Origin of the sequence: Pseudophaeobacter sp. A-200-2 (assembly GCF_041008815.1) — a bacterium.
GTDB lineage: Bacteria > Pseudomonadota > Alphaproteobacteria > Rhodobacterales > Rhodobacteraceae > Phycobacter > Phycobacter gallaeciensis_A.
Genome location: NZ_JAXGFU010000001.1, coordinates 362,591 through 387,208 on the forward strand (window position 1 = coordinate 362,591; position 24,618 = coordinate 387,208).

General features: G+C 61.5%; 19 protein-coding genes. 9 read left to right on the plus strand and 10 right to left on the minus strand.

Going from position 1 to position 24,618, the window contains the following annotated elements:
- Positions 1–17: 17 nt before the first annotated feature.
- From SM766_RS01650 to SM766_RS01660, 3 genes are all read right to left on the minus strand, one after another.
- Complete coding sequence (locus SM766_RS01650; protein WP_368946678.1) at positions 18–1,187, minus strand: cytochrome-c peroxidase; 1,170 nt, start codon at positions 1,185–1,187, stop codon at positions 18–20.
- Positions 1,188–1,322: 135 nt separating this feature from the next.
- The gene (locus SM766_RS01655) at positions 1,323–1,697 is read right to left on the minus strand and encodes a hypothetical protein (protein WP_065273418.1); all 375 of its coding nucleotides are present in this window, start codon (positions 1,695–1,697) and stop codon (positions 1,323–1,325) included.
- A 163-nt stretch (positions 1,698–1,860) separates the two neighbouring features.
- Positions 1,861–2,445, minus strand: a complete 585-nt coding sequence (locus SM766_RS01660; RefSeq protein WP_274828146.1) for a lytic transglycosylase domain-containing protein — start codon at positions 2,443–2,445, stop codon at positions 1,861–1,863.
- Between the two features lie 332 nt (positions 2,446–2,777).
- Here SM766_RS01660 and SM766_RS01665 point away from each other — a divergent pair, with 332 nt between their 5' ends.
- Positions 2,778–3,296: a single-stranded DNA-binding protein gene (locus SM766_RS01665; protein ID WP_065273417.1), complete on the plus strand. Its 519-nt coding sequence runs from the start codon at positions 2,778–2,780 to the stop codon at positions 3,294–3,296.
- 103 nt (positions 3,297–3,399) lie between these two features.
- On the plus strand, positions 3,400–4,479 hold the full coding sequence (locus SM766_RS01670; RefSeq protein ID WP_368946679.1) for a site-2 protease family protein: 1,080 nt from the start codon (positions 3,400–3,402) through the stop codon (positions 4,477–4,479).
- Between the two features lie 57 nt (positions 4,480–4,536).
- On the opposite strand, the gene aroB is transcribed toward SM766_RS01670, so the two are convergent.
- Complete coding sequence (gene aroB / locus SM766_RS01675; RefSeq protein WP_368946680.1) at positions 4,537–5,664, minus strand: 3-dehydroquinate synthase; 1,128 nt, start codon at positions 5,662–5,664, stop codon at positions 4,537–4,539.
- Positions 5,664–6,257, minus strand: coding sequence for a shikimate kinase (locus tag SM766_RS01680; RefSeq protein ID WP_274839217.1), 594 nt, complete (start codon positions 6,255–6,257; stop codon positions 5,664–5,666). Before SM766_RS01680 ends, aroB begins: the two co-directional genes overlap by 1 nt.
- An 81-nt stretch (positions 6,258–6,338) precedes the next feature.
- Here SM766_RS01680 and SM766_RS01685 point away from each other — a divergent pair, with 81 nt between their 5' ends.
- From SM766_RS01685 to SM766_RS01715, 7 genes are all read left to right on the plus strand, one after another.
- A complete protein-coding gene (locus SM766_RS01685) occupies positions 6,339–6,488 on the plus strand; it encodes a hypothetical protein (RefSeq protein WP_197492328.1) in 150 nt (49 codons plus the stop codon).
- On the plus strand, positions 6,478–8,040 hold the full coding sequence (locus SM766_RS01690) for a hypothetical protein (RefSeq protein WP_368946681.1): 1,563 nt from the start codon (positions 6,478–6,480) through the stop codon (positions 8,038–8,040). The genes SM766_RS01685 and SM766_RS01690 overlap by 11 nt, the downstream gene beginning before the upstream one ends.
- A 1-nt stretch (position 8,041) precedes the next feature.
- Positions 8,042–9,001, plus strand: a complete 960-nt coding sequence (locus SM766_RS01695) for a site-specific tyrosine recombinase XerD (protein ID WP_368946682.1) — start codon at positions 8,042–8,044, stop codon at positions 8,999–9,001.
- A 90-nt stretch (positions 9,002–9,091) separates the two neighbouring features.
- The gene (locus tag SM766_RS01700; protein WP_368946683.1) at positions 9,092–10,402 is read left to right on the plus strand and encodes an HlyC/CorC family transporter; all 1,311 of its coding nucleotides are present in this window, start codon (positions 9,092–9,094) and stop codon (positions 10,400–10,402) included.
- A gap of 58 nt (positions 10,403–10,460) precedes the next feature.
- On the plus strand, positions 10,461–12,083 hold the full coding sequence (locus tag SM766_RS01705; protein WP_368946684.1) for an MFS transporter: 1,623 nt from the start codon (positions 10,461–10,463) through the stop codon (positions 12,081–12,083).
- A gap of 111 nt (positions 12,084–12,194) precedes the next feature.
- Complete coding sequence (locus SM766_RS01710) at positions 12,195–14,612, plus strand: GcvT family protein (protein ID WP_368946685.1); 2,418 nt, start codon at positions 12,195–12,197, stop codon at positions 14,610–14,612.
- A gap of 144 nt (positions 14,613–14,756) precedes the next feature.
- A complete protein-coding gene (locus SM766_RS01715) occupies positions 14,757–15,341 on the plus strand; it encodes a nucleotidyltransferase family protein (RefSeq protein WP_368946686.1) in 585 nt (194 codons plus the stop codon).
- Positions 15,342–15,494: 153 nt separating this feature from the next.
- On the opposite strand, the gene SM766_RS01720 is transcribed toward SM766_RS01715, so the two are convergent.
- From SM766_RS01720 to SM766_RS01740, 5 genes are all read right to left on the minus strand, one after another.
- Positions 15,495–18,581, minus strand: a complete 3,087-nt coding sequence (locus tag SM766_RS01720) for a Hint domain-containing protein (RefSeq protein ID WP_368946687.1) — start codon at positions 18,579–18,581, stop codon at positions 15,495–15,497.
- Positions 18,582–19,333: 752 nt separating this feature from the next.
- Positions 19,334–21,769 carry a DUF3772 domain-containing protein gene (locus SM766_RS01725; protein ID WP_368946688.1) on the minus strand — a complete coding sequence of 812 codons (2,436 nt, stop codon included), beginning with the start codon at positions 21,767–21,769 and terminating at the stop codon, positions 19,334–19,336.
- Positions 21,766–22,800 carry a cysteine synthase A gene (locus tag SM766_RS01730; RefSeq protein WP_065273405.1) on the minus strand — a complete coding sequence of 345 codons (1,035 nt, stop codon included), beginning with the start codon at positions 22,798–22,800 and terminating at the stop codon, positions 21,766–21,768. Before SM766_RS01730 ends, SM766_RS01725 begins: the two co-directional genes overlap by 4 nt.
- Before the next feature lie 81 nt (positions 22,801–22,881).
- Positions 22,882–24,006: an NUDIX domain-containing protein gene (locus SM766_RS01735; protein ID WP_368946689.1), complete on the minus strand. Its 1,125-nt coding sequence runs from the start codon at positions 24,004–24,006 to the stop codon at positions 22,882–22,884.
- A 33-nt stretch (positions 24,007–24,039) separates the two neighbouring features.
- Positions 24,040–24,480 (minus strand): TrgA family protein, encoded by a 441-nt coding sequence (locus SM766_RS01740; RefSeq protein WP_065273832.1) that lies wholly within the window; start codon positions 24,478–24,480, stop codon positions 24,040–24,042.
- Positions 24,481–24,618: the final 138 nt, after the last annotated feature.

Below are 24,618 nucleotides of genomic sequence, written 5' to 3' on the forward strand. Positions count from 1 at the left end.
TCACGCGGGCGCCCTTTCTATTCCAGATACTCTTCGTAGCGCTGATCGGTCAGCGTTTTCAGAAACGCAACCAGGGCGTCAATGCGCCGGTCATCCAGCGCAGGCCCGTGGGTCAGCTCGGTGGTCGACAGGGTGCCTGCAACCGGCGGCGGCCCCCAGGGTTTTCCGGTTTCGGGATTGATCTGCGCGGCGTCCGATTTGCTGTTGTAGCGATTGTAAAAGGCAATCACCGTGCGCAGCTCCTGAAACACCCCGTTGTGCATATAGGGGCCGGTGACAGCCACGTTACGCAATCCCGGCGTCTTGAACTTGCCCCGTTCTGCCGGATCAGTGACCGCCGGGTTGGCAAGCAGCCCATCGTCAATGGCACCGGCGGCAACGCCGTTCTCGGCCCGCCCCAGAACATTCTCAGGCACGCCGATATTGTGGTAGCTGTAGTTGGTGAAGGTCTCCTGCGGATCCATCGCGCTGCGCTTCAGCTGGTGGCACTGGTTGCAATTGGTGAACTGCTCCGAGAAGAACAGGATCCGGCCCAATTCTTCTTCTTTGCTGAGCTGAACCTCACCGCGCAGGAAACGGTCGTATTTACTGTCGAACGGCGCAAAGATGGCGGTTTTTTCATAGGCCGCCAGCGCCTCGGTCATCGCCGCATACCCGGCCTCAGGATCCTTCAGGATGTCCGCGCCGAAGTTCTGCTGAAAGGCTGTGACATAGTCCGGCTCTTCCTTCAGGCGCGCGACGAGCTGCGCCTTATCACTTAGCCCCATCTCGATCGGGTTCAGCGGCGGCCCCGCGGCCTGCTCTGCCAGATCCCGGGCGCGCCCGTCCCAGAACATCCCCCCGGCCCAGCTTCCGTCTTCCTTCTGGTGAAACGGCGGCGTGAAGGCCGCGTAAGCCGCGCTTGGCGCGTTGCGGTCGCCCAGCGAGTGCCCATCATCGCCAAGAGAGAACGCCCCATCGGCAGAACGGCGTGGATCGGTGAAGCCATATTCGGCATCATGGCAACTGGCACAGGACTGGGTGCGATTCTGCGACAGCATCGGATCGTGAAACAGAGCCTCTCCCAAGGCCTCAACCGGCGTCAGCTCTGCATCCTCGGCCAATGCAGTATGCGGTGATGCCGCGATGACCAACAAGGCAAGGCAACGGGCAGCGGCGCCCATGCGCCAGAAAGGAGAAATCGTCATCATCAGGGCCTTTGGATCCGGGGCAGTCCCCACGCGAAGTACCCGACAGCTATAGCCCCGACCTTGATCAAGCGCAATTCCCGACAATAAAACTAGGAAAAGACCCGCCCCGATCATAGGGCGGGCCGATACTGGTTAACTCAGCAACAGAACAACGATCATCAGAAGGTTCATCGAGGCGAACTGCATCAAGCGCGGGAAACGTTTGCTTTTCCACGCCGCGAACAAGGCCAGCGTGACCGACAGGGCCAGACCAGCCAGCGACAGGGTACCAAACACGAGACCGACCGCACCGCTGCCCGGCCCCCAGGGAGACTGTTCGAAGGACATGCCGATCAGGCCAAAGCCAATCAGTATCCCAACGATGGCCCCGGCAAGGGTAACACCGACACTGCGGGCGCTGGCACGCTGCCGCGCGCCAAGGACGCTGTCGACGATCTCGCGGCTGGGACCCGCCGACGGGGTCCAGTGCATACGGTCAAGGCGATCATCAAAACTGTAGGCTGTCACGGCAATTCCTCCTGAAACTGCTCGCATTTTTCAGGGGGAATTCGGGCAGCTTCGTGGCGGAGAAAAGAAGTTAACGCGGTATTTACCAAGTTTACCGAGGCGTTAACACGGTCGTGATCCGGGCCGCCCCAAACGGGCACGGTTCAAGGCGTTTCGTAAGCGGTCAGCCGCCCCAGATCGTTTTTACATAGGCCTGGGTTTCACGGTAAGGCGGCACGCCGCCGTGTTTCTGGACTGCCTCGGGGCCTGCGTTATATGCAGCCAGTGCCAAGCGCCAGGAGCCGAACTTACGGAATTGGCGCGCCAGGTACCGCGCGCCGCCTTCCAGGTTTTCCTGCGGGACAGCGGGATCCACCCCCAGCGACCGGGCAGTCTGCGGCATCAGCTGCGCCAGCCCCAGCGCGCCTTTGTGGGATTTCGCGCCGGGGTTCCAGTTGCTTTCCTGTTGCACGAGACGCAGGAACAGATCCTCGGGCACGCCGTGTTTGCGCGCTGCGGCACGCGCCATGGTCATGAATTTCCCACGGTATTTTCCGGTATAGGGCAGACTGCCATACTGGCCCGTCTCAAACGAGGAACGCGGCAACAGACGGCTGGAGTTCTCGTATTGTTGCGCCGCACGGCCATCCAGAACCTTGGTATGGGCGGCGAACAGGCTGCGCTGGTTCTTGGTCGAGAACATGTCGGCGGTAGCGCCAGTCGCCAATAGCGAAACCCCGGCAGCCGCAGCAAGGCCACGAGCGTTCATTGCATAGACATTGATCAAAGCGGTCTTAAACGTGGCTTGCCCAAACATAGCGGCCCTCAACTCTGTTACCGTCGCGATCCGTTTTCCGACCGGCGAGACTATAGCGGATCTTAACTAAATTGAAAGCGTCAGCGTGCGGCGAACAGATTCCGGTGGGAGGCTGCCCGACCGAAAACCTGCGAAAACCCCCGTCCCGCGGCCAAGAAGGTTGCTTTCATCAGAGCTTGCGGGTCTGTACTGTGGCCCAAAATCCGGGCGCGCTCAGATTCGGTTCTGACACCAGATGCCCATCCACAGACAAGAACATCCAATAAGAACAAGGACAGGACCAAATGGCCGGCTCAGTCAACAAAGTCATCCTCATCGGCAACCTGGGCCGCGACCCAGAGGTGCGGACCTTTCAGAACGGCGGCAAGGTGTGCAACCTGCGCATCGCCACCTCTGAAACCTGGAAAGACCGCAACACCGGTGAACGCCGCGAAAAGACCGAATGGCACAGCGTTGCCGTCTTCAACGAAGGTCTGGTGCGCGTCTGCGAGCAATACCTGCGCAAGGGCTCCAAGGTCTATATCGAAGGCCAGCTGCAAACACGCAAATGGCAGGATCAAAACGGTCAGGACCGTTATTCCACCGAAGTCGTCCTGCAGGGCTTTGGCTCCACCCTGACCATGCTGGATGGCCGCGGTGAAGGCGGCGGTGGCGGCGGCCAGGGTGGCGGCAGCTATGGTGGCGGCGGCGGATATGGCGGTGGCGGCGGTGGCTACGACAGTGGCCCCCAGGGCGGTGGCTTTGGCGGCGGCGGTCAGGGTGGCCCCTCGCACAATATCGACGACGACGAGATCCCGTTCTGATCTAACGGTTCTGACGCGTGATATCACCCTGGCGATATAGCCTTGGTGATATCCTTCTGATGATCCTTGCCCGATCCGCAAAGGCTGCAAAAGGAATGACGCGATGACATGGTCTTTTTCTCTCGGCCGCCTCTTTGGCTCAGAGGTCAGAGTTCATGTCACCTTCTTCCTTCTTCTGGGGTGGATCGGGCTTTCTGCCTACAGCGAACAGGGCCTGACGGGCGCCATTGAGAACACCGTTTTCGTGCTGGCGCTGTTTGCCTGTGTTCTGGCCCATGAATTCGGCCATGCGCTGATGGCGAAGCGCTACGGCATTGCCACCCCCGACATCACCCTGTTGCCCATCGGCGGTCTGGCACGGTTGGAACGGATGCCGTCCAACCCTTGGCACGAGATCGCGGTGGCCTTTGCCGGACCTGCCGTCAACATTGCGATCTGGGCCATTCTGGTGGTGATTGGTGCGGGCCGCTGGGATCTGGCGAGCCTGGCAGATCCGGCGCAGGAGTTTTCCGGCTGGAATTTCCTGGGCCGTCTGGCATTGGTGAACCTGATCCTTGCAGTCTTTAACCTGATCCCCGCCTTTCCGATGGATGGCGGCCGGGTGCTTCGTGCTGCGCTGTGCCTGAAGATGGACCGGGTCAAGGCGACCCGCATCGCCGCCATCGCCGGGCAGATCGCCGCCATGGGGCTGGCATATCTCGGCCTCACCTCCGGCAACCCGGTATTGGTGCTGGTGGCGGGCTTTGTCTTCATTGCCGCCAATGCCGAAAATCAGGACGTGGCGATGCGCGCCGTTACCAAGCGGTTCATGGCCCGCGATGCCATGATCACCAGTTTCGAGGCGCTGCGCCCTGAGGACACGCTGGAGACGGCCTCTGCCGCAGTCATCCGCACCACCCAGCATGAATTCCCGGTTCTGGATGCCACAGGCCGCCCGCGGGGTTTTGTGACGCGCGGCGATCTGTTCGCCGCCATCGCCGCAGAAACCCCGCGCATGAAGGCGGTTTCCATGCTGATGACAAATGATATCCCCTCGGTCCCGCTGACTGCCGGGCTGGAGACCGTTCTCGACGCCCTGCACAAGGGCGCGCCTGCCGTTGTCGTCACGACAAAAACAGGCGCTCTTGCAGGCTATATCACCTCGGAGAACATCGGGGAGATGATGGTGGTGAAAGGCCGCTAACCATAGGCAGACGACCTGTAACAGGACGGGGGCCAACAGCCCCCATTCCCCGAAAGGTTACGCCTGTTCGACCTGACGCAGGGCCAGCGCATCCTCCAGCACGGCCAGCACCGTTTCGCGCGGCACATCTGCCGTCACGAAGGCCTTGCCAATGCCGCGCGCCAGAACGAACCGCAGCTGGCCGGCGACCACCTTCTTGTCCTGCCCCATCAGGTCCAGCAGCGCCACAGCGCCGGGCAGATCGCCGGGGATATCCGACAGATCCGCCTTCATCCCCATCGCCTTCAGATGGGCGCGGACCCGGCTGGGGTCTTCCTGACTGCACAGCCCCAGACGCGAGGACAATTCGAACGCAAGCGCGCAGCCGATGGCAACGCCTTCTCCATGCATCAGACGGTCGGAATAGCCGGTCGCCGCCTCCAGCGCGTGGCAGAATGTATGGCCAAGGTTCAGCAAGGCGCGATCGCCCTGTTCGGTCTCATCGCGCACGACGATATCGGCCTTCATCTGGACCGAGCGGGCCACCGCTTCGACCCGGGCCGCCATATCGCCCGCCGCCAGTGCCGGGCCGTGTTCTTCGAGCCAGTCAAAGAACGCAGCATCGCCCAGCAGACCGTATTTCACCACCTCGCCATAGCCGGACAGGAAATCCCGCGCGGTCAGCGTGCCCAGAACCTCGGTATCCGCCAGCACCAGCGAGGGCTGGTGAAAAGCGCCGATCAGGTTCTTGCCCTGCGGCGCGTTGATGCCGGTCTTGCCACCGACAGAGCTGTCGACCTGCGCCAGCAGGGAGGTCGGGATCTGCACGAAACGCACACCCCGCCGCAGGACCGCCGCCGCAAACCCTGCCAGATCCCCGATCACACCACCGCCAAGGGCAATCACGATGTCAGAGCGTTCCACCTGCGTCTCAAGAAGCCATTCGACCGCGCGCGAGAACTGCGGCCAGGCTTTGGTACCTTCGCCGGGCGGCAAGGCCAGCGCATCCATTTCGATGCCTTCCGCCGCCAGTCCGGCCCGCAGGGTATCAAGGTGCCTGGCCGCCACGTTTTCGTCGGTCAGAACCGCAACCCGGGGGCGGTTCAGCAGCGGTTTGATCCGCTTGCCCGCCTCCTGCAACAGGCCGGGACCGATCACCACATCATAGGCACGCTCGCCAAGGGGTACGTGAACTGTGCGCTGCATTATTCCGTCCATTCCAATACGTCTGGCCGCTCCTTAAGGGCTTCAAGCACCCGGTCGACCATTGTTTCAATCGAAGCCTGCCCGTCGGATTTCACCGTCAGGTCGGCCTTTTCATAAAATGGCACCCGCGCGTCATAAAGCTCGCGCAGGGTGGCCTTGGGGTCACTGGTACGTAACAAAGGGCGACTGTCCCGGTGGCGCACCCGGTTCCACAAAACCTCAAGGTCCGCCTGCAGCCAGACCGACACACCGCCTTCGGTGATCAGGGTGCGATTCTCTTCGGACAAGAAGGCGCCGCCTCCGGTCGACAGCACACCGCGCTCTTCTTCGAGCAAGCGGGCGATGACCTGACGTTCCTTGAGCCGGAAAAACGGCTCCCCATCGCGCGAGAAGATCTCAGGGATAGACATATTGGCCGCAGCTTCGATTTCGTGGTCGCTATCCAGAAACGGCACATCCAGCCGGGCAGCCAGCGCCCGGCCCACAGCGGTCTTGCCCGCGCCCATCATCCCAACCATGACGATCGTCTTTTTCAGCCTTCCCGGTGTCGGTCCGACGGTCACAGTTTCTTCGGTTTGCTCTTTTTCGCTCATTCTTCAGTGAATGACGTGATATTGCCGAAAAGGCCATATATAACTTGAGCAAAACACAAAGAAGCAGGCAGCAGGGACGCAATGGCAAGTTTGATCAAATATCTATTTTATATTGTTGTTCTGGCCGCGATCGGCCTGGTGGGATACGCCTATGTCGGCCCGTGGTTCGGCGCTGATTTCAGCGCCCCGACAGAGGAGATCCGCAAACCGGTGGTCCTGCATGCCGACTAGGCGTTCTTCAGGACCTCTGGCCCTTGCCGTTGCGACGATATTTGCGGGCGCTGCGGGCGCCTCTCCCCCACTGGCAGAGGAACCGCTGACGGTGATCGACTGGCTGGGACAAACCCAAAGCCAGGTATTGCCGGATACAGTACTGCTGGAGCCGCCAACCGCGGGAAGCGCCGCGCGGCCGGAAATCTCGGTAACCCCGCTTGAGGCGCTGTTGCCCCCGATCGGGCTCGTAACACCTTCTGCCACCGGGCTACCAATCGACCTTTGGCGCGGCAGCGCTCCGCAGGACATTGCACGGCTGCTGCGCGACGTGCCGGTGCATAACAGCCCGGCGATGCAGTCGCTGCTGTTCACTGTCATTCTATCAGAGAGCCGCCCCTTGCCCGGCGGCGATGACGCCATTCTGCTGGCCCGCCTCGACCGGCTGATCGACCTCGGTGCCATCGACCCGGCACAGGCGCTGGCCGAACAGGCTGGACCGTCGGAAACACGCGTTCGATTCGACCGCTGGTTTGACAGCACGCTCCTGACCGGGGATGAGGACCGGGCCTGCGCCGCCCTGACCGCTGCACCCTATCTGGCGCCAGATTATAGCGCGCGGATCTTTTGCGCGGCCCGGCGCGGCGACTGGCCGACTGCGGCGCTAATGCTGGAATCCGCCCATGCGCTGGAGCTGCTGGATCCACCGGCGCTGGCCTTGCTCGACCGGTTCCTGAACCCGGATATTTTCGAAGGAGCCGCACCGCTTCCGGCGCCAGACAATCCTGATCCCCTGACCTTCCGCCTGTTTGAAACCATCGGAGAACGGCAACCGACGGCGCCCTTGCCGCGCGCCTTTGCCGCCGCCGATCTGCGCGACATTGCCGGTTGGAAGGCCCAGCTTGAGGCGGCAGAGCGACTGACCCGTGTCGGGGCGCTAAACCCCAACCAACTGCTTGGCCTGTTCACCGAACGCAAACCTGCCGCCTCCGGCGGTATCTGGGACCGGGTCCGCGCCCTGCAGACCTTTGAAACCGCGCTGCGCGGCAATCGGAGCGATCCGGGCACATCTACGGCAGTGGATGACGCCCTTCAGTCTGCTTGGGAGGCCGCGCAAGCCTCTCGGATCGAAGTCGCCTTTGCCGATCTTTTTGCCGACGATCTGGGCCGCGCACGCCTGCAGGGAGAGGCCGCCGAACTGGCCTGGCGTATCCGGCTCTTGGCGCGAAGCTATGAACTCGCGGCGCATAATCCGCCGTCGCGCTCCGCCGAAGATCTGTTTCTGGCTGCTTTGGCACAAGGCCGCCCAGCAGAGGTGCAGCCCCCTTCCGATCTGTCGGCCTCCATCGCGACCGGTTTTGCTGCCGACGCAGAAATGCCGGTCTCCATCGCCCGCCTTCTGGACAACGGCCAGCTGGGCGAAGCGATCTTGCAGACCATCGAGCTCTTTGCCCATGGCGCCGACGGCAACCTGGGCGATCTCAGCGCCGCGCTGGTTGCACTACGGGCGATGGGGCTTGAGGATACCGCGCGCCGGGCGGCGCTTCAGCTCTTGCTGCTCGGCAGGCACTGATATGGATGCCCCGCGCGATGATCTGCAATGGATCGCGACCTTCCTTGATGCTCAGACAGCTGATCTCGGAGCGGCGCGCAACACGCTTTTGGCCTATGGCCGCGATCTGAAGGATCTGGCGGGCTGGATGGCCCGGCGTGGTATTTCCTTTAGCGCGGCCAGTCAGGATGACATCGAATCCTACCTGGTTGCCTGCGACGCCGAGGGCCTCTCTCGCGCCACCCGCGCGCGGCGTCTCTCCGCGATCCGGCAGATTTATCGCTTTGCCTTCGAAGAAGGCTGGCGCACAGACAATCCCGCCATTCAGATCAAAGGGCCGGGGCGCAGCAAATCCCTGCCCAAGACGCTGGAGGTGACCGAAGTCGACCGCCTGCTAGAGGCCGCGCGTCAGACTGGCCGCACACCCGACGACCGGCTGCGCAACACCTGCCTGATGGAGTTGCTCTATGCCACCGGCATGCGGGTGAGCGAACTGGTCTCGCTGCCGGTCAGCGCCGCACGGGGCGATCCGCGCATGCTGCTGGTTCTGGGCAAGGGCGGCAAGGAACGCATGGTACCCCTGTCGCCCCCGGCCCGCGATGCGCTGGCCGAATGGCTGCAAGCCCGCGATGCCGCCGCTGCCGAGGTTGAAAAACAGGGCAAGCCCGCCTCACGGTTTCTGTTCCCCTCGCGCGGCAAGGAAGGGCACCTGACCCGGCACCGGTTCTACCTGTTGATCAAGGAATTTGCCGTCACCGGTGGCGTGTCGCCGCAAAAGGTGACGCCGCACACGCTGCGCCACGCCTTTGCCACCCATCTACTGGCCAATGGCGCCGATCTGCGCGCCATTCAAGCGCTGCTGGGGCATGCCGACATCGCCACGACCGAGATCTATACCCATGTGCTGGATGCCCGGCTGAGCGAGCTGGTCCTGCAGCACCACCCCCTGTCCCGCAACAAGGGCCCTGGCGACAAAGAATAAGCCGCGCCGCACGGAAGCGCCCTGCCCCTTGAACGAAACCGGCAGGACGCCCATAACCATACAAAATCCTTCTGATAAACTGGACCCGACATGGAAACCGATCCGACCACTCTGGACAGCGCATTCTGGCTTAGCGCCGGATCCATTGCTCTGCTGCTCGTTCTTTCGGCCTTCTTCTCTGGCTCCGAAACAGCCCTGACCGCCGCCTCGCGCGGGAAGCTGCGCACCCAGGCCGACAAGGGCGCACGCGGCGCCCGCAGCGCCTTGGTCGTAACCGAGGACAGCGAGCGGCTGATCGGCTCGGTTCTGCTGGGCAACAACCTCGTCAATATCCTGGCGACCTCACTGGCGACAGCGCTTTTCACCCGCGCATTCGGCGAAGGCGGCGTTGCGCTGGCGACCCTGGTCATGACTCTGCTGGTTCTGATCTTTGCCGAGGTTCTGCCCAAGACATATGCGATTTCCAACGCCGAAAAGGCCGCATCTGCCGTAGCCCCGGTGATTGGCTTTCTGGTGACCATACTGGCGCCGGTCGTCGGTGCAGTGCGGCTGCTGGTGCGCGGCGTGCTGCGCCTCTTCGGAGTTCAGATCGACCCGGACAGCCACATCATGGCAGTGCGCGAAGAGATCGCAGGCGCCCTGCAACTGGGCCATTCCGAAGGCGTCGTGGAAAAAGAGGACCGGGACCGTATCCTCGGCGCGCTGGATCTGTCCGACCGCTTTGTCGAAGAGATCATGCTGCACCGTTCCCATATCGAGATGATCGACGCCAATTCCGACCCAGAGGTCATTCTGGAGCAATGCCTGACCTCACCCCATACCCGTCTGCCGGTGTTCAAGGATGAGCAGGAAAACATCATCGGCGTTGTCCATGCCAAGGATCTGCTGCGCGATATGTATGCCCAGATCGGAGGGCCGGATGGCGATGCCGCGGCGTTGCGCAACTTCCAGATCACCTCGGTCGCGAAACCGCCCTACTTTGTACCGGAAACCACCACGCTGGACGACCAGATGCGCCAGTTCCTGCGCATGCGCAGTCATTTCGCCCTGGTGGTGGACGAATATGGTGCCTTGCAAGGTCTCATCACGCTTGAGGACATCCTTGAGGAAATCGTCGGCGAGATCACCGATGAATTCGACCCGGCGGAGCAATCCCTTGCCAAGAAGACCCAGGACGGCAATTTCCTCGTGGAGGGCGCCACGACTATTCGCGATCTCAACCGCGCCACCGAATGGAACCTGCCCGATGATGAGGCGAACACCATCGCCGGTCTTGTGATCCATGAGGCCCAGATGATCCCCACCGTCGGACAGGTGTTTTCCTTCCATGGCTTCCGGTTCGAGGTGACTGGCCGTGAAGGCAACCGGATCACCGATCTGAAGGTGCGCCCGCTGACATGACCCAGAGCCAGCGCAGAAACGGAGGCGATAGCCCCGCCTCCCGGACCGGACGCAGCCCATGACCCGGGCGTGGCGGTGGATCGACAGTATCTTCGTGGATCTGTCCCGGCAGATGCGCTGGTCGTTCCTGCCGCCTCTGCTGATCTATTTCGCCTATGGGGCGCAGGGCATCACCTCGGTTGCCGGGGCCTTTTACGTCAAGGAATATCTGGACTTGCCCGCGGCCTTCCTCGCCGGGCTCAGCTTTTGGGTGGGTATTCCCTGGGCGCTGAAAATGCCGATCGGGCATCTGGTGGATCTGATCTGGCGCTGGAAATACCTGCTGATCCTTCTGGGTGCGGCGCTGATGGCGTCAAGCTATGGGATCATCGTGGCATTGTTGACCCTGCCCGAGGTTATGCAGGCGATCATGCCGGTCAATGCCTGGTATGTAACCGCAATCATTCTGGCGCCCTGCGGTTTTGTGCTGCAGGACGTGGTCGCCGATGCCATGTCTGTCGAGGCGGTTCCGCACCGGGATACCGACGGCACGTTGCTAGCCGAAGAAGAAACCCGCGCACTGCACACAACCATGCAAACCCTGGGCCGTATCGCCCTGATCGGCGGCTCCAGCGCGGCGGCCGCGCTGAACGTTCTCTTGTTCGAAGGCGCCGAAGCCCTGCCACAAGCCGAAAAGGGCGCGCTTTACGCCCATGTCTATACACTGGCGCTGCTGGTGCCGGTGCTGTCACTGTCCGGGGTCGCGCTTGCCCTTGTGCAGCGCTTGCGCAGGACTGCCGATCTGCGCCGCGCCGGACTGCCACAGGCCGAGATCCGCGCTCGGCTCGATCCGCCGCGCGATCCGGTGGATGTGAACTGGTGGTATTTCATCGGCGGCGGTGCCTTTGTGGCGCTGTCGCTCAGCGTCGGTCTCAGCGATCTCACCTATGGGCAGGAGATTATCTTTGCCGGGTCGATGCTTATCGTGCTGCTGCTGATGCGCCAGTTGATCGCGGTACTGACACCGGCCCAGGCCCGTGCCCTGATCGGCACCGCCATCATCATCTTCGTCTACCGGGCCAAACCGCTGAGCGGTCCAGGGGCCAGTTGGTTTGAAATCGACGTTCTTGGCTTTGACCCGCAGTTCTTTTCGGTTCTGTCGCTGATCGCCTCGCTGCTGACACTGGTGGGGATGATCGTCCTGCGGCCGATGATGGCCAATCACACAATCGCATGGATCGTGATTTTCCTGACCTGCAGCGAAGCCCTGCTCAGCCTGCCGAATCTGGCGCTTTACTACGGCGTACATGAATGGACCTCGGCGATGACCGGCGGCGTGGTGGACGCGCGATTCATCGCACTGGTGGACACCGCAGTGGAATCGCCGCTGGGACAGGTATCGATGATCCCGATGCTGGCCTGGATTGCCCGCAACGCGCCCTCGGGGCTGAAGGCGACCTTCTTTGCGGTGATGGCCTCCTTCACCAATCTGGCGCTTTCGGCTTCCAGCCTTGGCACCAAGTACCTCAACCAGATCTTCGTGGTCACGCGTGAGGTCACAGATGCCGATGGCACCGTCGTGACTGCCGCCGATTACACTCAGCTCGGGCCATTGCTGATCACCGTCGCTGTACTGACGCTGGTCGCGCCGCTGATCGCCATTGTCATCATCCAGAACAGCCGTTTCCGCAGCGAAGACTGACAGTTCCCCTCTCCTCCGATCTGCCAGCGACATGAGATGTCGCTTTTTCACTGGATTACTGTTCACTTCTGTCCAGAATGGCCGAAACGCAGAACGCCAGGGAGCACAATCATGAAGACCACAACGCGCGTGGCAGTCATCGGCGGCGGAGTCGTCGGCTGTTCGGTCCTTTATCATCTGACCAAACTGGGCTGGTCCGACGTCATGCTGGTCGAACGGTCCGAGCTGACCTCGGGTTCGACGTGGCACGCGGCAGGCGGCTTTCACACGCTCAATGGCGACACCAATATGGCGGCGCTTCAGGGCTATACCATCAAACTCTACCGCGAGCTGGAAGAGATCACCGGCATGTCCTGTGGCTTGCACCACGTCGGCGGTATTACCCTGGCTGATAACCAGGAACGCTTTGACATGCTGAAGGCCGAGCGGGCCAAGCACCGCTTCATGGGGCTTGAGACCGACATCATCGGCCCCGAAGAAGTGAAGAAACTGTCGGAGGTCACCAATACCGACGGCATCCTTGGCGCGCTTTACGATCCGCTCGACGGGCACCTTGATCCCTCGGGCACCACCCACGCCTACGCCAAGGCAGCGCGCATGGGCGGCGCCACCATCGAAACCCACTGCAAGGTAATCGAGACCAACCAGCGCCCCGACGGCACCTGGGACGTGGTCACCGAAAAGGGCACCATCCACGCCGAACACGTCGTCAACGCAGGCGGACTTTGGGCGCGCGAAGTGGGCGCGATGGCCGGGGTTTATTTCCCGCTGCACCCGATGGAGCACCAATATATCGTCACCGACGAAGTGCCTGAGATTGCAGCTATTATCGACGCAGGCGGCGAGCACCCCCACGTCATGGACCCGGCTGGTGAAAGCTACCTGCGCCAGGAGGGCCGCGGCCTTTGCATCGGTTTCTATGAACAACCCTGCAAACCCTGGGCGGTGGATGGCACGCCGTGGAACTTTGGCCACGAGCTGCTGCCCGACAATTTCGACAAGATCGAGGACAGCATCGCCTTTGCCTATCGCCGCTTCCCCGCGCTGGAGCGCGCCGGGGTGAAATCGGTGATCCACGGTCCCTTCACCTTTGCCCCCGACGGCAACCCGCTGGTCGGCCCGGTTCCCGGCATGCGCAACTACTGGTCCGCCTGCGCCGTCATGGCTGGCTTCTCCCAAGGTGGCGGTGTTGGCCTGATGCTGGCGCAATGGATGGTCGAAGGTGAATGCGAACGCGATACCTTTGCCATGGACTGTGCCCGTTACGGCGACTGGATCACGCCGGGCTATACCCGCCCCAAGGTGATCGAAAACTACCAGACCCGGTTCTCCGTCTCCTACCCGAACGAGGAACTGCCCGCCGCGCGTCCTTTCCGCACCACGCCGATGTACGATATCTTCGACAAGATGGGCGCGGTCTGGGGCCAGCAATACGGCATGGAAGTGGTGAACTACTTCGCCGCAGAGGGTGAGCCGCGCTATGAGACGCCCTCTTTCCGCCGCTCCAACGCCTTTGACGCCACGGCGCGTGAGGTCAAGGCCGTGCGCGAAGCGGTTGGGATCAACGAGGTGCATAACTTCGGCAAATACCGGGTCACCGGCCCCAATGCCCGCGCCTGGCTGGACCGTATCATGGCCGGCCGGGTGCCGCAGCCGGGCCGGATCAGCCTGACGCCGATGCTGTCGCACAAGGGACGTCTGATCGGTGATTTCACCATCTCCTGCCTCGATCAGGAAACCTACCAGCTGACCGCTTCTTATGGCGCGCAGGCCTATCATATGCGCTGGTTCCAGCAGAACGCACAGGACGGTGTTCACGTCGAGAATATCTCGGACCGGGTTAATGGCTTCCAGATCGCCGGCCCCAAGGCGCGCGAGGTGCTGCAGACCTGCACGCGACAGGATATTTCCGACATGAAATTCCTGGACGTGCGCCGGATGAGCGTCGGCATGGCAGACTGCGTGGTGCAGCGGGTCAGCTATACAGGTGACCTCGGCTATGAGATCTACTGCGATCTGCCCAGCCAGCGTGCCCTGTGGAATGTGTTGTGGGAGGCAGGCCAGCCCCATGGCATGAAGCCCTTTGGCATGCGGGCGATGATGTCGCTGCGGCTGGACAAATTCTTTGGCGCTTGGCTGCGGGAATTCTCCCCAGATTACACCGCCGCCGAAACAGGTCTGGACCGTTTCATCTCCTTCAAGAAGGACGTGGATTTCATTGGCCGCGCGGCTGCCGAGGCAGAACGCGATGCGGGTCCTGCGCGCAAGCTCTGCGCCTTTGAGGTTGATGCGGATGACGCCGACGTCACCGCCTATGAACCGATCTGGCTGGATGGCACGGTTGTCGGATTCTGCACCTCGGGCGGCTATTCGCATCACGCCGGGAAATCCATCGCACAAGGGTTCGTACCGACCGACAAGGTGGCCGAAGGGCTGGAGGCCGAGATCGAAATTCTCGGCAAGATGCACAAGGCCCGCCTGATCACCACGCCGCTGTTCGACGCCGACGGCGCCCGCATGCGCGGCTGACCAGTGATCTGAAACGCATTTCGCCTCCGCCTGTTCCCGGGCGGGGGTGACGCAGGCGCCAGAAATCTCTGGCTTTATGAGCACAATGCCCACAAGATCCCCAAACGGCTGGCAGGTGACAGAGCAGCCACGGGGGAACGTTCCATGTCCAACATTGCTATCCTTCTGCTTGCGGCAGGCGCGTCGTCCCGTATGGCGGGGCGCGACAAGCTGAGCGAAGATGTGGAAGGCCAGCCCCTGCTCGCTCTGATGTGCCGCCGCGCTGCGCTGACCGGATTGCCGGTTTATGTCACCGTCCCGAATGAAGCACACCCGCGCACCGGTCTGACCGGCACAGCGACGCCCATACCAGTACCGGACGCTGATGAAGGCATGGCTGCCTCGATCCGGTGCGGGGTTACCGCCCTGCCGGAGACGACCGAAGGCGTGATGATCGTGCCTGCAGACATGCCCGAGCTGGAAACTCAGGACCTGATGCACATGGCAGCGCATTTCCATGGCGGCGATGGCCCGATCCTGCGTGCCACTGCCGAGGACGGCCAGTCCGGGCATCCGGTACTCTTCCCCAAACGCTGTTTTGCGGATCTTGAGGCGATCACCGGCGATCAGGGCGCCCGTGTGCTGCTGAAGCAGGACAAGGTACAATACATCGCCCTGCCCGCCCGCCATGCGATAACGGATCTGGACACGCCCGAAGCCTGGGCCGCCTGGCGTGCCGCGCGGGTTTGAAGGCCTACCCTCGGACGCCTACCCCAATCCGAAAGACCACCTGACAACAAGAAAGGCAGGACCCAGCGGCCCTGCCCCTCCCCCGAAGCCTCGGTCAGCAATGGTTCACGGGTCCTCTTCCGCAGCTTCCCCCCGGCGCTACGGACGGACCGTTCAGTGAACCAGCAGCCGCGCTTCGTGTTTCTTCAACGACCGGCGCGCTGACGTGTAGGCCTCGCGGCCCTCGACAGTCTGCAATTCGGGGAACAGTTCCAGCACCTCGTTGCGCTGATCCCCATCCAGACCACGCAGGGTCAGATCACCGGGCTGGAAACTTTCGGTCCAGGCACCATCCGACAGAACCACCTCGTGCTGGTCGAACATGAAGTGGATGTAGGTCACCGCAGTGGTTTCCACCACGTCCACCCCTTCAAGGCCGGTCAGATGCTTCGCCGCGACCAGAACCTCGCGGTCCTCGAAATAAAGCGCCGTTTTGTCGTTGGCGACCAGTACCCGGTGGTTCGGACTGACCATCATGTCGCGCTCCGGCAGACCATTGCCAAGCGCACCCTGACGGATCAACACCGGTTGCAGATGCGCGGCGTCCTTCAGTTCGGCTTCGGTCAGGCTACGGGCTCCGATCCAGCGGATTTCCTGAATGCCGTTGTCACGGGTGATCACCCGGTCCCCCGCCTGCAGATCCTCGACCTTGCGCTCCCCATCAGGGGTCGCGATCAGGGTGCCCGGCGTGAAACAGGGAATGATCCGCTCGATCTCGCTGTAGGTCATGGATCCAATCACGGAGTCCGCGCCATCCAGCAGGTTGATGGTGCCCGAATAGCTGTTGCCATCGGCGTCCAGCGTGCGGCTGGTGATTTCAAAGTTCTGACCGGTCAGATCCAGCGTGTCATAATCATCGCCAGTGGAACCACCATCGACCACATCGCCATCGGATGCACCGATGAACAAGTCGCGGTCGGCGCCGCCACTCAGCGTGTCGGCCCCATGGCCGCCGGTGATCACGTCATTGCCAGTGCCGCCGGTCACCTCGTCGTCATCGATACCCGCATCAATGGTGTCGTCGCCTTCACCACCGGAAATGACATCGTCGTCGTCCTGGCCATAGATCAGATCGTTGCCAGCACCGCCTTCGATGGTGTCCATGCCATTGGTCGGATCAGGATCAACAGGGCGCCCATCAGCGCCATCGTCCATGATGTTGAACCCATCCGGGAAGGCCGGATCAAGACCGCCATAAAGGATATCGTCCCCATCGCCCCCCAGCAGAACGTCAGAGCCCTCACCGCCGATGATCATATCGTTGTCGGCGCCGCCATCGACCGTATCGTCGTCAATGCCACCATCGATGCTGTCATCACCGGCGCCACCGGAGATCAGGTCGGCGTCATCACCAGTGGTGATGGTGTCATTGCCTGCGCCACCCGCAACGGTATCCATGTCATCATAGGGATCGCTGTCCGCCGGGATCGGCGGAATGTTCGGCGTGGTGCCGGTGTAGCCCGGGAAACCGCGATCCGGCAGCGGTGTCGGCTCGTTGCCAGAGGTGTCGATGACATCATCCCCGTCGCCGCCATCGACGCTGTCAGACCCGTCACCGCCGGTCAGGCTGTCGTCCCCGCCATTGCCGATGATCACATCATCACCGTCGCCGCCATCAATGGTGTCATTTCCCGGCACGATCGGCGCGGTGGGATCGGTGGCATCGAAATAGACGTCGGAGACGTCGATGCCACTGTTGTCATGTCCATCCTGCGTGTGGCTGATCACGATCGAAGATACCGGCCCCGGTATCGTCACCAATAGGGAAATGTCCGGGTCGAAATCGCTGGCATAGGTGCCGTCAACCTTGACCTCGGCGCTGTCATCGCCCGGTACGGCATCCGCATCCGACAAAGTCAGCGCCGGTCCGCCCGAGAGATTGACGATTACCGGGTTTCCATCGGCGTCAAATGCGCTGACCTGTACCGAGCCATCGCCATCGATATCGTTGATACGGAAGGAAACATTTCCAACCGGGTCAGAAAAGTCGAGCCGATAGGCCGCGTTGTTACCGTCGCCGTCCAGTTCAGACGCCATGCCACTGTTGGCATCGGCAGCACTGCCATCGGTGTCGATATTGCCAACAAACTGCGTGGTGTCGCTGAATAGCGTCTCAGAACCCGAGGTCTGAGACAGCACGGAGAAGTCCACGGTGACCGAACCTGTATCCTGCGAAAAGCCGCCGCTCAGATCGTCCTGCGGATCAACGGCTCCACCGTCATCCGGGTCCGGAGCCAGATCCCACTGGAACACCTCGCGGCTGCCGGGACCGGCGCCCGGCGCATCGGTGTCACCCTCCAGCACGTCATCGCCTGCGCCCCCGCTAAGGCTGTCTGCCCCAGAGCCACCATGCACGGTGTCGTCCCCGGCGCCCGCTTCAACGGTGTCATCCCCGGCTGCGGCGTTGACCAGATCGTCATCCGGGCCATCTGCCGGGTTAATCGCATCACCGGCGTCGATCCGGTCGCCTTCTGGATCACCGGTATAGGCCGTGTCGATCAGGTCGTCCGTGGCTCCACCTTCTACAATCCCGTCCAACTCACCGGCGATCACGTCTTCATCCAGCACGGCCACATAATCAATCAGACCGTTAAAGGACGCAGACCCGTCCCCGGCGGCGCCGATGGAGAAACTGTCATCGCCGTCAGCGGTAACATCCAGAGACAGTCCAGCCACATCATCCCCGGCGGTGGCAACCGTACCTTGAGTGGTGTTTTCCACCACCATCGTCTGGCCCCCATCGGTCCAGCTGTATTTCACGGTCAGCACATCGCCATAGGTGAAAAAGCCCGGGTCCGTCGTCAGCAGCACGGAGGCGCCGCTATCGGCATGCGCGACCTCGACCGACCCATCGGCGGTGACCCGGATTTCGACATTCTCGCCATCGGCATCGCCCGACGTTTCCAGACCGCGGCTGACAACGGTTTGGGAGTCAGAGGCCGGGACCTCATTCGGCTGGAAGGTGCTGATAAGGGTGCCTTCGGTCAGATCGAAGGGGCCATCATTGCTGCCATCGACAGAGAATTGCGTGTTGCTGCCATTTCCGAGCATCCAGCCGCCAGCGTAGGTGGTGGAGGGAGACCCCGTCCCATCCTGAGCAATGCCATCGCCCAGACCGGTGTCGTCTTCCGTGTAATCCTCGCGGAAGTCCCACAAACCAATCAGATTTGCCGAATACGGGTTGTCGAAATTCTCAGCCATCACATTCTCCTCTTCGGCACGCGCTCGCACCAGAAACTCTGGACGCCGGAGCGACCGAATACCAAATAACCATGCCGCACAGATCTGCCGACATCGCCAATACCCGATCATGTAGGGGGATGCGGCCTATTCTACCGCCGCCGTATTCCGCACAGCCCGAAAGGCGTGCAGGTCAACAATGCACATTCAACGACACACTCACTGCCAGGCAGACGACAGCAAATACCAGAGCGAACAGAACCCCAGTGCCGAATTTCGGCGTACTCAAAAACAGCCCCCCAGATGGGCTCAATCGAAACTACCCCAGGCCCTGAAACCAACAAAGGAAAAAATCGAAAGAAAATTTAAACGATTTGTAGAAACTGAAAGAAACGCGCCCTCTTTAAGTTTGTAACGTTGAAAAACTGTTTCCAAGCTGAAGTATATCAACGACGGCAAGAGCTTAACTTGCAACGCGCATTCGAAACAATCCGGCACTTACCACCCTTATTGTGTGCAAAATTCACTCAATACCCGGCCTTCTGTTTCTCTGCTCATTGCAATTTCTGCCTGTTTGAAGCGCCAAACATCCGAGCAGCCGTGCCGGGCCAATTTCTCGGATAATCACCCAGTTTGAGGCAATCACAAGAAACAAGCGCCAATGTTGCTACGTACGAAACAAACAGCCGCGGCAATCTTAACGAATCAACTATTCGCCGCCGCCCGCGACGCCGCATCGCGCAAGGTTTTACGGGCACGTCAGGCGCGCCCGCTCAATCCTCTCCGTCGGCTTGATCGGGGTCGAGATCCTGAAGATCGGGTTTAACCGGGTCGTCGACCGCCGAACGAGGGGCAGCCGGACCGGAAGACTGCGATGTCGCGAGAGCCTCGGGGTTGCGGATCCAGATATCGCGCTGCGAGAACGGGATCTCGATGCCTTCCTCGTGGAACCGGCGGGCGATCTCGTAGTTCATCTCGGATTTGACTGAGAGCACCCAATTCACATCCCGCAGAATCGCGCGGATTTCAAAATCGAGACTGTCAGCACCAAAGCCCTGGAAGATCACACTGGGTGCCGGGTTCATCAGAACCAGCGGATTGGCCTTGGCAATCTCCATCAGGATACTCTCAACCTTGCGCAGGTCCGTGCCATAGGCCACCCCGACCGGCACGATCACGCGACCTACCGTGTTGCCACGCGTATAGTTGGTCACAGTCCCGGTGATCAGGTCAGAGTTCGGGATGATCACATCAGAGCGGTCAAAGGTCTCAATCCGGGTGGAGCGCACCGAGATATCCCGCACGTAGCCCATCAACCCGCCAACCTCGATCCAGTCGCCTTTGGAGATCGGGCGTTCGATCAGCAGGATGATGCCCGATACGAAATTCGACACGATGGTCTGAAGGCCGAAACCGATCCCGACAGACAGGGCACCGGCAACAATCGCCAGCGAAGACAGGTCCAGTCCGGCCAGGGAAATCGCCACCACAGCGGAGATGAATATCCCCGCATAGCCAAGCCCCGAAACAATGGCATTCTGGCCACCCGGATCGATCTTGGTCTTTGGCAGCAGAGAATTGCGCAGGCTACCCTGCACCAGCCGGGTCAGCGCATACCCGGCGGCGAATACGATTGCAAAGCTAAGGAAAGCCGTCGGAGAAATCCGCGTATCGCCAATCGAAAAGCCCGCAAGGAACCGAGACCACAGCTCCGTCAGATCGGCAACGCGGGCCCCCCAGACGATGGCCAAAATCGGCAACGACAGCGTCACCAGCAGGAAGCCAGAGATCACCGTGAACAGCGAATCCTGCGCGGTCTGCCCCTTGCCGCTAAGCCAGCCGTAAACATCGCCAATGAAGCGTTGCAGCACCAGCATTGCCGCGAGGATCGCAAGCGTGGAGATTGCCGGATAAATCAGCGCCTCGGCCGCACTGGTATAGCCGACTGCAGCCACCAGCGGCGACACGATCCCCAAGGTATAGGCGCCACGTCGCACGACGGACCGTATCCGCCCGACATTTGAAACAGCTGGCGCTCCTGTGTCGTCGTCCTCGCTCTGCTGGGTCTCGGACGTCTCGGAGATGGCCGTTAGCCGCTGTACCCGCAACATCACAAGCGCCGCAAAGACGATCAGCGGGAAGCCCAGCACCGCATGGGCCTCGACCGAGATCCTTTCGATCTGCTCAAAACGGATCAGCGCATCCTTCAGCACCAGCAACACCGCCAGAAGATCCAGCATCAACCGGGCCTGCTGGTGCCGGTTGTCGGCAACCGGGATCAGACTGCTGCCGTCGCGCGGCTTGAAGACCTGTTCGCCCAACCAATGGAAGGACAACAGCAAGAAGGCCCAGACCGGCACGTAATCCGTCAGCAACGAACCGCGCAGCCCGAGAAGACCGGACAGATCAATTGCAGCGGTCAGCAACAGGATGCCACCGAACGGCAGCAGAACTTCCAGCAAGGAGACCACGAAACTCCAAACGCCGGTGCCACCGCCGCCATATTGGCGCAAATGGCTGCCCGCAGCCCGTGCCCAAGGACGTCCCCGTAAGAGGAGCAGCCCGGACAACAGCAGCAGCAGCAAAATCGCCGGCAGGTTGTTGCTGATCCGCTCCCGCGTGGTGTCATTGCCCAATTGGAAAGCGGTTTCATGCCACACCGCCATTCCGGCATCGGACAGATCGGCCGCTGCCTCGGGCCAGTATTGCGGGTTCAGAGGCGACGGCCCCCGTTCCAGCAACCGTTTGGTGCGCCGTTCGCGAATGATCTTGTCGATCTCTGCAATCAAGCCGTCGGCGCGGCTGTAAGCCTCTTCAGAAACCACCCGTGGGACCCGCAAGGCATTCAGCTGATCTCGGAGGCTTGCCCGCAACTGGGCGATATCCTCGGCCTCGGTTTCCCCCTCTGCCGGGGGCGGGCCAAGCGCCTCGAGCTGCCCTTCCAACGTGCGGATCCGGTCAGCGTTGTCGGTGCCTGAAGACAGAAAGGTCTGCCGGAATCTGGCCAATTCGCTTCGCAGCTGTTCCAGCGCAGCGTTGGACGCCCGGTTGGCATCAATAACCTGTTCCGCACGCGTCGCGGTTTTCTGCCATTCGGCAGACATGGCCCGGATCTCTTCCGTGCTCTGTGCAGACAGCGGAAGGGCCAGGCCGATCAACAGGATCAGCCCAGCCCCCAAAATGCGCAGCAAGTCAGCTATGCGTTTCATACGTCCTCGAATACACCCGGGATGGAGGCAGGAGCGTGAGTCATCCAGTCCGGCACCGGCAGGCTTTTCTCACGCAGGAAATCGGGGTTGAAAAGTTTCGACTGATAGCGCGTGCCATAATCACACAGCACCGTAACGATGGTTTTGCCCGGTCCCATTTCCTTGGCCATGCGTACGGCGCCCGCGATGTTGATCGCCGACGAACCGCCGAGCACCAGACCTTCGTTATGCAGAAGATCAAAGACAAACGGCAGCGCTTCTTCGTCCGGGACCTGATAGTTGAAATCCGGTGTGAAGCCTTCAAGGTTCTTGGTGATGCGTACCTGACCGATGCCTTCGGCAATGGAGGAGCCCTCCATCGCGATTTCACCGGTGGTGTAATAGCTGTAAAGCCCGGCGCCCATCGGATCGGCAAGACCGATCTTCACGCCCTTGGGCTGCAGCGCCTCGGCGACGCCGGCCAGCGTACCACCCGAGCCGACAGCGCAGATGAAACCATCGACCTTGCCGTCGGTCTGCTGCCAGATCTCGGGGCCGGTGGTTTCCACATGGGCCTGACGGTTGGCGACATTGTCGAACTGATTGGCCCAGATCGCACCATTGGGTTCGGTCTTGGCCAGTTCCTTGGCCAGACGCTCGGAATAGCGCACGAAGTTGTTCGGGTTGCGATAGGGCGCCGCCGGAACCTGCACCAGTTGCGCACCCGCAAGGCGCAGCATGTCCTTTTTCTCTTCGGACTGGGTTTCGGGAATCACGATGACGGTCTTGAATCCCATCGAGGCCCCCACCAGCGCCAGACCGATCCCGGTGTTGCCCGCGGTGCCTTCAACAATGGTGCCGCCCGGCTTCAGCTCGCCGCGTGCGATGGCGTCGCGGATAATATAGAGCGCCGCACGGTCCTTGACCGACTGGCCGGGGTTCATGAACTCCGCCTTGCCCAGAATTTCACAGCCGGTTTCGTCGCTGACGCGGTTCAGCCGGATCAGTGGCGTATGGCCGATTGCATCGGCCAGATCACGTGCAATGCGCATAGTATCCCTTTCGATCTTTCTCTACAGACTTAGCCAACCGCCCCTCCGATCACAAGGCGCGAAGCCACAACTGTGCCCCGCTCAACCGATGTGCGCGCGAAGCCTGTCCCGGTGCCGGGCCAGCCACAGCGCTGCCGTTACCAAAGGCATGTCCTGATAGGTATTCCTGTCCACCGCATCGATAAATTCAGAGAACGAAATGACTTTACTGCGGATGTCCTCGTGTTCACTGGCCAGCCCGCCGCCACCTTCGACCGCATCAAGATCGGCAAGCCCCACAAAAATGTGAATGAATTCACCTGAAGCGCCGCTTGAGGGATAGACCTCGGCCACGCGCTCCAGCTGGGTGACGGCTACGCCCGCCTCTTCCTGTGCTTCGCGCCGAGCGGTTTCTTCCGGCGTTTCACCGGGGTCGATCAGACCCGCCACCGGCTCCCACATCCAGGGGCGTTTTTCTCCGGCAATATAGGTCGCGGCGCGGAACTGCTCGATCAGCAGCACCTGATCGCGGACCGGATCATAGGGCAGAACCACCGCCGCCCGTCCAACCAGCGCCACTCCCCGGTTCACCACCGGGCTGAAGCTGCCATCGTAGCGGCGGAACTGGAGGTCCATCTCTTCCATGGCGAAGAAATTCACATAGGCACGTTTGTGGCCGTGCACCCGCACATCCCGCGCCAGATCGTGGGCCGGATCCTCTGGCCGGGCCTGCGCCTCCAACCAGGACGCGGCGCGGCGGCGGATCGAGGGGAAGATCCGGGCGATCTCCTCAGCCGATTTGCAACCGCGCAGGTCCATGACCTCCTCGGCAGCGCGCAGTGACAGCGCGCCCCAGTCTGCAATCCAGCCGTCCAAATCCCAGAGCTCAGTGGTATCCCACATACCGGGCGCTGGGAAATATACCTCTGCATGCGCAGGCTCTCCCCCCTCCAGGCGCACCTCCACCTGTTTCAGCGCATAATCGAAACCGCCTTCATAGAAATTGAGCGCGTCGAGATCCTGCTGCGTCACACCGCGCAGCAGCAGCCCCGGCGCAGAGGCGCCTTCGCAGGCCTCGATGGCGGGAAAGGGCTGGTCCCTGACCTGCCGCACTGCGTGATCGGCAAGCTGCGCCTGCCGCGCATCAAGACTTTCGGCGCTGCGTCCCAGAACGCATTCCAGCAGCGGCACATAGCGCAGCGTGCCGTATAAAAAGAGATCAGCCACAAGGCGCTCCCGTTATGAAGTGAAAATTGTCAGTCAGCGCCAGCGGTTGTGAGCATTCTCGGTGGCGAGCCCGGCCAGAACCCCGCCGATCACCAGCGCCAGCAGGACATGCGGCACCGCCATGACAAAGAAATAATCCAGCGAAATAGTGAAGATCGCAGTCAGCGCCTCGAACGGCCCGTCAAACCGGTGCCGCATGGCCAGCCGGAACATCTCCCAGACGCCCTGCACGAACAGCCCCCAGAACACCATCACCGCCATGCCGGTGATCCCGTTGTTGATGGCGGGCACCAGACCATGACCAGCCCGCCGCCCCATCAGGATCCAGCCACAGACAACCCCGATGGCCATGTTCACATAGGTGAAATAGCCAAAATCGGTACCCTCGGGCATCAGGGGCATGATCATGCCCGAAACAACAAAGGCAAGCAGCGCCATCGACAGGGCTGCGATCAGTCGTGCTCCGTTTGGCATCCCGGCGGGTTCCGTTCCTGTTGTGGCGGTCGCCCCCAAACGGCCACCGCATCCTGCATTGATCAGCAATTTCGCCGGTTCCCGCCTCGCAGACAAGAGTGCCGGGAACAAGTTCTGCCACCATGCGCAACTGGGCAA